General features: G+C 38.5%; 4 protein-coding genes. All 4 read right to left on the reverse strand.

All coding sequences use genetic code 11. The features are described 5' to 3' along the window. The coding region (locus tag AC1Z3T_RS09730) for a two-partner secretion domain-containing protein (RefSeq protein ID WP_483396600.1) at positions 1-3,519 on the reverse strand (3,519 nt) is incomplete at its 3' end. Between the two features lie 214 nt (positions 3,520-3,733). Further along, positions 3,734-8,905 (reverse strand): DUF4011 domain-containing protein, encoded by a 5,172-nt coding sequence (locus tag AC1Z3T_RS09735; protein ID WP_199958042.1) that lies wholly within the window; start codon positions 8,903-8,905, stop codon positions 3,734-3,736. Positions 8,906-9,013: 108 nt separating this feature from the next. Next, positions 9,014-11,377 (reverse strand): Ig-like repeat protein Blp2, encoded by a 2,364-nt coding sequence (gene blp2, locus AC1Z3T_RS09740; protein WP_483396601.1) that lies wholly within the window; start codon positions 11,375-11,377, stop codon positions 9,014-9,016. Positions 11,378-11,600: 223 nt separating this feature from the next. Beyond that, a complete protein-coding gene (locus tag AC1Z3T_RS09745; protein ID WP_042090255.1) occupies positions 11,601-11,999 on the reverse strand; it encodes a GFA family protein in 399 nt (132 codons plus the stop codon). Positions 12,000-12,012 lie beyond the last annotated feature (13 nt).

Raw genomic sequence — 12,012 nt, forward strand, 5'->3', positions numbered from 1 at the left:
GCCATTATAAACAGTTGATACGCTATTCGCCGTTACAGTCGCTTTGGCTTTGGCGATATTCAATGATCCATCAATAAAAGTCAGATCATAGTTTTTATCGATGCCATTGACTTTATTCGAATAACTGCCTGCATCTTTAGCCGTTACAGAGGCTGTGACACCTGTCAATACTGAGCTATCTTCACCACTCACCAGACCTGTTGCAGTAAAGCCTGATGCAGTTTGGTTTTGTCCATTATAGGTCGTATTTAAACTATTTGCCTTTACAATGGCTTGCGCTTTATGAATTGTGGCACTTAAACCTATAGGCTGACTAAAAATATAATTTCCAGCATCCACACCTGTTAAGTTATAGCCTGTTACGCTCACAGACCTAATTCCTGCATTCTTATCTGTAAATGTTCCTATACCACTACCACTCAATCCAACAAAATCTCCTGCAATTGGATTGATTGAAGCAGTGCCATTTATGGTTGCATTAGACAAACCATCATAGGTTTTATCTGCAATACTTATTCCATTAATGGTTAAAACTGCAGGCGTTATATTAGCTTTAAGATTTGTCGGCTGTAGCAAGGTGTAATTTAAAGCATCTGTTCCCGACAACGTAAAACCTGAAACAGTGACATTTTTATCATTACCGACATTTTTGTCAGAAAATAATCCAATTCCAGTTCCAGACAACGAAATAGAATCACCCGATATTCCACCTACAATACTTGCATTTCCTGTTAATGACGCAGATTTTGATGCGTTATAAACTTTGTTTACTGCACTTAAACCACCGATATTTAAACTCTTTGTTGTTATTGTCAGTGTTCCTGATCCACCATTGTCTTTATATATAACATCATTACCAAATTGTGTTGTATTTGCCCCTGTAGGAACGCCACTGATCAAGATTGAACCATCATTTAAACTATAAACACCTGCATTTTTACCGGTTGTTTTATAATTTAGTCCTGAAGCTAGCGTTCCTGAAGCAATCACCCCATCATAAGTTTTGTTAGCAAAATTAGCGACAACTTCTGTGACCAAAGGTTTTAGAAAATGACGTAGTAAGGGAGCAGATCTACCTTCATAAATACGCCAAATTTTACCAGTGCCTCCGGCATCATCAATATCCCAATTTGCAAAAGTTGAAATTTGTTGAAGTTCTGCTGTGGTTTTTCCTACACCACCAGCACTGCTTGTTCTTCCAGAAGTACTGGTGTTCCAGAAACTATTTGTGGTTATACCATTACCGCCACCAACAAGACCACCAACATACTGATTCCCAATGACATTACCTGAAGAATAAGTCTTATCAACATTTCCTCCATTAAAACCAACTAATCCACCAACATATTGATTTCCAATCACTGTGCCTGTGGCATAAGAATTATTGACTGGTCCCGAAGTTCCTCCAACTAATCCACCAACATAATTATTTCCTGTCACTGGACCTGTTGCAAAAGAAGAACTGATTAGCCCATCGCTATAACCAACCAGACCACCAATATAGTTATTATTTGAATATTTCCCTTTTACAGTCACATTGGCATATGAGTTTAAAATATTGCCATAATTAAAATTCCAGCCAACCAATCCACCATACTGTTCAGTATTTCCTGTGACCAGCCCTGTATTGACATAGGCATTATTAATTGTGCCCAGATTAAGCCCAACCAAACCACCAGTTTTTCCATAACCCGAAATACCAATATTAGTCAGCCCAACATTTTGTATCAATGCATCCTGATGCGTAATCGCAAACAAGCCGATCCCCTGATACATAGATTCAATACTGAGCCCATTAATCGCATGACCTAATCCATCAAAACGTCCACGAAAAGCCTGTTGTGATAGATCCATTGGGCTTAAATTTGCATTATAAAAGCCAATTGGGTCGAATCCTGTATAACCATTCCATAGCTCCGTACTGCTGGCATCTATGTCTGCACCCAACACATAATTACCACTTAGGTTGCCGTTAATACCTTGTAAATCTTGACTTGTAGTTGAACCTTGTGCGCCCAAAGCCGTAATGACTTGATAGTTAATGGTGGCTGCCGTTCCTTTTTGGGTACTAAAGTTCTGCCCTGCCTTTAAGTTTATTTTTGCGCCATTGTTAATATAATAATTTGCGCTGGTATTGGCTGTATTTTGCCCATAAATCAAATTAAGTTTGCCACTATTATTGGTCGCTGTAATGTTGGCATTAATATTAATGTTATTTTGTGCATTTAAAGTCAGACTAGTCGCACTCCCCCAAGTCACATCAGCATTAACATTGATATCACCCTTTTGATTACCCGTAGTGCTGGTTAGTAATATGACATTACTGGTTGCAAGACTGCTTGCTAAAGTGGTTGCACCAATGCCACTACTACTTGCTGATGCATTACCCGAATTAATACTGAAATCTGTAGGGTCGATTAACCAAGTTCCTGTTTTTCCACTGTCTGATCGAGTCGACACAGCCGTAGTTTGATCGATCTTAACATCAGCTGCCGAGGTTTCAATAAATCCACCATCCTGACCATTTTTTCCTTCAGCTTTCAGTACGCCACTCAAAGTGGTTGTGCCAGTTTGCATATCACCCAGTAGAATAATTTCGCCTTTGGCATTTTGACTTAAACGGTTGGCTTCGATAATGCCTGAATGATTGACAACGGCTTTACTTAAACTGTCTTTGGCTTTTGCAGTTAAATAGACTGCGCCATTATCAGCAAGAATTGCTCCTCCATTATCCACCAAACCTTTAAGCACCCCTTGATCCACTTGGTACTGGGTCAGCGAACCATCCTGTAAAGCAAGCGTGACTTGACTAGCGGATGTTAAGTGCGTAGTTCCATTTGGTGTGATAATAGAACCTGTATTTTTAACATTCGGCGCAATCAGCGCCACTGTTCCACCTTTTAAAGTTTGAATAGTGCCATAATTTTCTATACTTGCATGACTATTGGCATCGCCTTTTAAAGTGAATTGACCATTTTGAATATCATGGTCCGTAAGTGCTAACGTTGAAGCAACCAATCCCCCAACATTCACTTGAGCGGTTTTAGAGAAAACCACACCATTCGGATTGAGCAGAAACACCTGACCATTGGCATTTAAACGCCCCATGATTTGCGAAGCGTTACTGTCTAATACATGGTTAATTGCGACTGAAGATGCATTATTTTGGTTAAAATTGACTGTCGCATCTTGACCAATGTTAAAGCTGTTCCAATTGGTGCTCAGTGTTTGACTGCTTTGATTAATATTCAGGGTATGCCCATTTTGAGAAATCGTTGCCGAACCAGAATTAATTTGAGCGCCTGTCGGTAACTCGATATTTGAAATCGCAGCCTGTACAGATAAAGGCAACAGTGCTAATCCAAATAAAATCAAAGCGGATACTTTTTCAACAATCCCCATTGTCTTATTTTGATCAGTGACTGTACTTTGTGAAGGACGATGATTCTTGGCAAGTTCTGAAACGGCTTGCCAACATCCAAGTTGTGCATTCCAGATGACTTTGTAAATTTTATTCATGATATGCCCAAATGTAATAGATTAAATATTAACCATCTAAACATAACTTTACATAACTAGATATACCTGAAATCAGTGATTTTTAAAGATTTTTTAATAAAAACTACATAGTTTATTTAAATAAATTTACACAAAATAAGACTTAATTTACTGTAAAATCACAATACATAAATTAAGTCTCATTTTTATAAAAATCACAATAAAAATGTTTATTCTATGAAGTTTGCTGAGTTAAATTGACACATTCATTTAATTGATTGTGTAATTTTTCTAGATTTGCTTTTGGATCAAGCCACCATTCCACTGTCCACAATTGAATCACGGTCCAACCTAGCCCGGTTAACACAGAAGGACGCAACTGATCTCGATCTCGTGCAGTTGCGGCTTTGGCATAATCATCCCCGTCTACCAAAATACCTGTTAAATACTGACCAGCAACATAAGGGTTTTGGATAGCAATATCTATACGGCTATCTCCACTGCCTACAGCCAAGTCAACTTTCCAACCTAAATGCTCTAATTGAGCTTGTAAATACAGCATGAGTTCATCTTTAGCCTTTTCTTTTTCAAGTGTTTGCGAGTAATACGCCATTTGCCCGGTTTGTGCAAAACTCAAGAAATCTTTTAAATCTCGCACCCCTTCACTATTGGTTCGAGACAAATCAATCTGGTCTGGACGCAGTGTAGAGAAAACATGTAGTCCTTGACGTGCACGTGTAATCGCAACATTTAAACGGCGTTGTCCGCCCTGACGATTCAATGCACCAAAATTCATCAGTAATTTACCCTGTTGATCGGGCGCATAAGTGATGGAGAAGATAATAATATCTCGTTCATCACCTTGAACATTTTCCAAATTTTTCACAAATAATGGCTCAAAGCCATCTCGGCTAAGTTGCTCTAATTCAGGACGTTGCGCCAATTCGTTATCAAGCAAATCTTCAATTAGTTTTTGTTGAGTAATATTGAATGTCACCACACCAAGCGTTAGTTTAACCTCTGCGGTCAGTTGGTTCGTTAAATGTTGTAGAATAAACTGTACGATTGCCTGAGCCTCAGCTTTGTTGGTTCGTGTATCACCCTTGTCATATACACCTTCAACAGCGTGCAATTGAATTGCCTTATCTTTTGCAACAGGTGCAGGAAATGTCAGCAACTCACCTTTATAATATTTTTGATTACTAAACTGAATTAGGCTTTCATATCGACTACGATAATGCCAATTCAATACCAGTTCTGGTAATTGTGCAGCTAAACACTCATCTAAAATACTTTCTAAATCTTCGGTAACGTCTTCATCGACTTCTTCGGTATCTCCTTTTCCAAAGAAACTGGTGGGCGGCATTTGTTTATTGTCACCAACAACAATCGATTGTTCTCCTCGTGCAAGTGCGCCAATGGCATCCCAAACAGGAATTTGCGAAGCTTCATCAAAAATCACCACATCAAATTTAGATTCAGGATCAAGATATTGGGCAACCGACAATGGACTCATTAACATACATGGCTTGAGTCCAGTCATCACATCCGGAATCTGTTTGATGAGTTCTCGTACCGGAATATGTCGACGCTTTTTGCCCAACTCTTTGTTGAGTAATGCCCATTGCTTTTTAAACTCATCAGGGTTCTCAAAAATTTTATGCCAACGTCGGGTAATTTCCTCACTGGCAAATTGTTGATGTTCACGATCCTGTTGGGAAAATTTAAGAATTTTTTGTTGATGTAACTCACCATTAAATTGGTTGAGTTCAGGATGCTTACTAAACTGTTGAACAATCCATTGACGTGCAAGATTGATATCCACCAATAACGCCACATGATCTTGGACTAATTTTGCATCAAAAGACGAAGAGGTTTGAGCTAAGCAATGTTGTTGTAAGTATGCGCTAAAACGAGCCAAACCTTGTTGTTGAAGTTGTGTTTTTAAACCTTGCCAATTTAACCAGTGACGCCATTCATTGATCATATGTTGCAAGTTTTGTTGACGTAACAGTAATTCTGTAAATGCAATTTGAGGATATGCGGTTAAATTTTCTGTCTGAATTTGCTGATCTGGCAATAACAGTGCATAGCATTGCTGTAATTCTTCAATATGTTGTTCAGCTTCAAAGTGCTTCTGTTGACTTGCGAAATCCAATGCTTGTAATAATACCACTGGGCTTGAAATACGATCTGCAAGTTGGTTTTTGAATTGTGTCCAAGCCTGTGCCATATTTTCAAACTGTGCCCAATCTGTTTTTTCACCTTGCCAATATGTCTGCAGTTTTGCGCCTAAACTATTTTCAAGCGCTTTAAACTGTTGCTGATGATTTTGAATATTGATCAACAGTGGCAAATCATTTTCTACCACCATAGCAGAAGGGCGCTGTTTATCAGTGTGATAACTACGCATCAAGTTTCTTAACTGATACTTACCAAACCAAGACCATGGCCAAAACTTAGCAGAAGCTTCTCGCCATTTAAAATCTATCTGTTTTAATTCAGCTTGGTAAATCGATAAATCATATTTAAAAATTAAACGTGTCTGGCTTTGTACGATTTCTGTTGTTACCGCTTTGGCTTCAGAAATTTGACGTATGTCTAAACCATCAATAATTTTCAGCAGTTTCAAATCATATTGTTGACTGAATGCAAATATTTTTTGGTAGATCTCTAGATCAGCTTGAAGCTGCTGTAAATTTTCTGCTTGTTTGAATTGGCAAGCATCTTGCCAAACATGTAACGAACGATGTATTTGAGGAATTAATTCTGCTATACGTTGTTGGTTGTGCTGATACTGATCTTGCCACAACAGATTCCAGAAATTCGGAGAACTCCCTTCAGCAAATCCATTCAGAGTATCTCGTGCGTTGCTCGAAATTTGCTGATACTGCAACCATGCTTTGACAGCCAAATCTTTTAAGTGTGAACGTGCTTGATGGGTCAATTGTTGAATATTGAGATCAAAACGCAATGTTTCGATCTCTCTATGTAACAACTCTTCACTCATGGCATCAAATAAACTCCATCCTATTGAATGTTGTTGATGCAAAATCTGCACATGCTGATTGAGCACATCACGGCTTTCGACCAAATGCTGTGAAAGTACTTGCCACTCTTGTTGGGTTTCTTTTTGGGTGATTGCGTAAGGATTATTGTTATTTTCTGCACGTTCACGAAGCTGATCAAGCACTTCTATTTTTTGTGCTTTGGCAGAATGAAGCTGTAAACACAGATGTCCTAATCCAATTTGATTCAGTCGTCGATACACCACATCCAATGCTGCCATCTTTTCAGAGACAAATAGTACGGATTTACCATCTGCCAAGCATTGCGCTACCATATTGGTAATGGTTTGTGACTTTCCTGTTCCTGGCGGCCCAGAAAGTACAAATGTTCGCCCTAAAGCTGCAGACATTACAGCTGCAAGCTGTGAAGAATCCGATGACAATGGTGTAAATAGCTGCTTGGGTTGATATTTTTGATCAAGTTCAGCTGGATGTGGAAAAGCATCTTGTTTTTTAAATGGCTCGCGTGGCGTTTCAATCAAATGATGAACCACAGCTTGTTCTTTTAACTGCTGTATACGTAAAGAAAGATCTCGCCACATTAAGTATTTTGAAAATGAAAACTGACCAATCGCGGCTTCAGCGGTCACCTCCCACCCTCGCATATTGACCACAGCTCGGCGTATAATTTGCAAGACGGCATTAACATCTACCCCTGATCCATCTGTCGGTAGCGGGTCCAATCCACTGATTTCAATTTCAAAGTCCTGTCTTAATAATTGCAACAGGGTTGAATTAAAACGCGGCTCATCATCATACATCCATAAACGATAACCAGACTTTGCCGACTCTCGTGTCATCCTTACGGGAATTAACAAAAGTGGTGCTTTAAACGTTTTCTGAGCTTTCTCTGACTCTTTCCACTCTAGAAAACCAACTGCCAAGAATAAAGTATTTGCTCCACCTTCTTCCAAAGCTGTGCGTGAGGCGCGATATACTTCCACCAAACGCTTATTTAAGGTGTCGCTGTCTAAGCCACTAAATAACAATTGGCGATGTAGGTTTTCATCAATATAGTTTTGGACGTGTTGGGCTTCATTTTCACGAGTGACTTCTTTAAGAGAAATATAATCCACACTTTGAAAGAAAAACCCTTTATTCTCAGCCAAAGCATCTTCTAAAGAAGCTAAAGTTTTCTCAGAACACTGTAAGGGAATACTTAAACGGTTATCTTTAAAATTTAATAACTTATTTCTTAAACTTAAATCCAGTAAACGTCTTAACCATCGCTGAACACGCGTTGCAACATTTTCATTTGCATCCATAACCGCATATTCAGGTAAAGAAGCTGCTGTCCATGTCATCTCATCCTGATCTAAATTTTGCACGACATCCAGCTGTGTTGAAATAGGACGTACACCACGTAAACGACTTTGGCGAATATCCACAGCAACATAAAACTGTTCGATTTTTTCAGCATCATGTAAATATTGTTGTGCTGAAGTTATGGCTTGTTTCAAACTTGCTTGTGATGTTAATAAGGTGGTTTCAATAAAAGTAATTGCACCAAGCTCCATATACTTACGCAAGTTTTGAAGATCATCAATTAAAACATCAACAACAGGGGTTTCATGTAACCATACCCCGATAAAACTGTGACCTTGGACAATCATCACGATGGGATCAAGCCCAATTTGCTCAATCAAAGAGCTCATCAACATGGTGCTATCCAAACAACATGCCATTTTTTCATCTAAAATTTGTTTGGCAAAACGAATACGCTGTCCATGTTGGATATAACTCGCAGGATTCACAATATAATGTAAATTCTGTTCATTTAATGCCTGCCAAATTGCATTCAGCTGATTTAAAACTTGTTCAGGGCTTTTATCCGAGTAACCATTTAGACTGCCTAAATTCTTTTGCACTAAGTATTCGCTAGCACGTTTAAGAATAGGTGCTAAAGAAGCTGCATTTGGTTGTGAGAAACAGGCTAAAAGTTCAAGTGGCTGTTTTTCTCCACCCCATGTATCAACTGTAAGCACTTCAATATCTTGCTGTTTCACTGCTAATAGCTGATCATCTGAATCCAACCATTTTAAATTTAGATAACCTTTTATATTTTCATTCAGATGAAGTAAAAAATTGAGATCAAAATTAAGTTTAGGATTACTGAGGTAGATGTTTTGATCTTTATCACTTTTACCGATTCGAATCTCAGTGGGTTGAAAAAATGCAGGATGAGATTCAATAATAAGCTTACTTTCAGAAAGCTGCTTACTTCCAGTTAAAGAAATATGACGAATTAAAGGAATTGCGTTTTGCTGAAAAGTAAAATTTAAGCTTGAAGTCGCATCGAGAGAAATTTGAAATTGATCGTATTCCACAACATCTGACATGAAAATTGTAATCCTAGAATTTTTTTGATTATGAACTTAGTGCCTTACTCTATACTAAATCTATCTCAATAAAAAAGCACCCGCAGGTGCTTGTTGTGTATATTTCAATTAAAACAAAACTTGCTGTGAATTTAATAACTCAGCAATCGCATCTGTAGGGAATATGGTCGTACTTGGTAAATTATTCATGTATTGATCAACAGTTTCCGAGGTTGAATTCATTACATTTTCACTTGTCGTAGCACTGTGCTTCATTGCACTTTCAATCACATCCTCAATCTGTTGCTCTTTAGGCTCTAAAACAGAAGCATCCAAAAATAAATCATTTACAGAGGTCTTATGATCAGTGTCTGAATGAGTTTGAATAGAACCATCAGTTTCAGCAGCTGTTTGCAAAAGCTTTGCAATATTTTCACTGGTTAAATCAACACGATTCGTTTCTGTATGTGGCGGCATGCTTTGGAGCAAAAAGTCACTATTTGCGTAAGAATCAGGATTCAGCTCAGCATTGACAATATTACTGGCTAAAGAATTACTGGCTAAAGAAGCATGAGAATCTGCCGAGTTTTGATCCATTACTGAATATTCGTCAGCAAGTGCTGCCTTCACGCCCACTTCAACCACCGTAAATGAGCGCGCATCACTCATCAAACTGGTATTTCCAGCCTTATCCGTTTGTACGCTGGTAATGCTATGTGCTCCCAGACTTAAATCATAATCGAAACTGAATGACCATTTACTGTCTGCGCCAACAGTAACTTTTCCAACAGCTTTGTTATTGTCATAAATAATCAATGTTGCACCTGCTTCACCCGTCCCTGAAATCACTGGGCGTTTATCATCGGTGTTGCCATTGTCAGCAATTGAACCTTTGCTTTCACCAACATCGTCTTCTACTTTTGTGATTAAAGGTTTTGCTGGTGGCGTGACATCTTTAGTTCCTGTTACCGATGTAACTGCTGATTGATTTCCAGCTGCATCTGTTGCATAAACACTCCCTACTTTTGCCTCAGTCAAAGCGCTTGAAAGCGTGACAGTATAATTTCCATTGGCATCTGTCGTTGCCGTACCCAGCAGTTTATTCGCACTGTCATAGACGGTAATTTTAGAATTCGCTTCTGCTGTTCCTGTAATGATAGTGCCTTCAGCATTTAAACTGGCTACAGGTTTTTCAGGGGCTAAGAGGTCTTGCCCAGGTTTAATTTCAATGGCTTTAGATTGATTTCCGGCTGCATCCTCAATGATAATTTTACCTGTTTGGTTGGTTCCCAAAGCAGGCGAAATTGTGACATTGAATTTTCCCTGTGCATTGACTGTATCTGTTGCAATTACAACACCTGTTGAATCTTGAATGATGACTTTGGCATTGGCTTCTGCAGTACCGAGTATGCTCGTTCCCTCTTTATTGAGTTCATATTTCGGTTGGTCTGGCGCAATCGTATCTTTGCCCAATTCTATTTTGTGCTGTTCGGATTTATTCCCTGCTGCATCAACCGCTTCAACAGATCCTATTTGACCTGCGGTCAAAGCAGGTGAAATTGCAACTGAAAACACGCCTTCGGTATTGGCTTTTGCTGTTCCAATGAGTTTACCTGATGCATCATAAACATTGATGATTGCATTGGCCTCAGACTTACCTGTGACAATGTTTCCTTGATCATTTAATTGCGCCTGAGGTTCTACAGGTGCAATGGTGTCCTTTGTTCCAGTGACTTGCGTATAGCCCGATGAATTTCCAGCATCATCTTTGGCTTTAACGTAATAACTATTATTATTGACCAATGCTTCAGGCAATGTTACTGAATACTGACCATCTTTATCCACTTTGACCGTGACAATGACTTTTTCATTTTTGTCTACCACATAAATTGTGGCGCCCGCTTCAGCTGTACCACTGATTTTCGTACCCTCTGCATTGATTGTTGCAGTTGGTGTTTTCGGCGCAGTGATATCTGGTGGTGAACTCGATTTATTATCTCCATTGTCAATCAGTGCCAAGCCTAATCCGATTGCAGAAAGGACCCCTAAACCTGCTTTAGCAGCACTTGAGGAAAAAAGTTCAGAGATTGAAAAATCTGAAGATGATACAGAAGTTGACTCATAAGCACTCAGTTGTTGCGCAGGAACAGTATTTGCACCTTCGTATAATAGTGAATCTAATTTTTGCAGACCCGTGTAATGAGTGAATTTGCCCGTCTCATCAAATTGTGCAAGGCTAAAAGTTCCATCCGCCTTTGGAAATGCCAAAGAGTGCACTGTTGTTGTATGGGTCTGGAAAAAACCCTCTAAAACAATCTGTTCACCATTTTTCAATGTCACAATGAGCTTATCACCAGATTGTTCTAGCGTTTTAACATCTTGTTGTGTTACCCCAATTTGAATAATTGAGGGTCGATCTAAAATTACCGATTTGGATTGAGTGTCTTGCAATAAAGTTTGATCTTGTTTCGCGGCAACGACTATTCTTGTCATTTATATCCTCAATTCATTTAAAGTTTATTTTTTTGAAATTATACAGAAACCCTATATAGACACCAATGCATTTTAATCACTACTCAACCATTTATAGTGCTCTGATAAATAAATGATAAGTAGATAGAATTCATTTACTTAAAAAATAAATTTTAACGTTCAATAAAAAACTTGATATTAAATCCAGTGGATCATTATTTGTTAATAAAATGTCAAACTGAACTTAACATACAGCTTGTGCAAATTGGGGTGCATCATCCAAAATTTCAAACCATGCTGCTTTATTCTCAATAAATGCATGTGACATAATTTTTGCCTTAACAGCTTCATTAATGATTCCAACACGTAATCGAACCACATCGGGTAAATCTAAACGCGCACTGAATAAGGGCGAGGCACAGTGTTTACAGAAAACTCTTTTTTTATTAGTCGTTGCATAATACTCCCCCAATAATTCTTTGCCTTGAACAATGTCCAAGTCCTTACTGTAAATTGGAGTAATTGCAACAAATGCAGAGCCTTGTGCTTTCTGACATTGTTGACAATGACAAACAAATATTTCGGCAATTTCACTACGGATTTTAAATTGAATGCCGCCACATAAACATGAAGCTGTATACATATTTGTTTCCTTG

This window comes from Acinetobacter sp. B-6 (assembly GCF_056930735.1).

What these genes read in the sequence shown, in the direction of transcription:
- AC1Z3T_RS09735 (WP_199958042.1), bottom strand. Translation starts at nt 8,905, where the DNA reads ATGTCAGATGTTGTGGAATACGATCAATTTCAAATTTCTCTCGATGCG.
- AC1Z3T_RS09745 (WP_042090255.1), bottom strand. Translation starts at nt 11,999, where the DNA reads ATGTATACAGCTTCATGTTTATGTGGCGGCATTCAATTTAAAATCCGT.
- blp2 (WP_483396601.1), bottom strand. Translation starts at nt 11,377, where the DNA reads ATGACAAGAATAGTCGTTGCCGCGAAACAAGATCAAACTTTATTGCAA.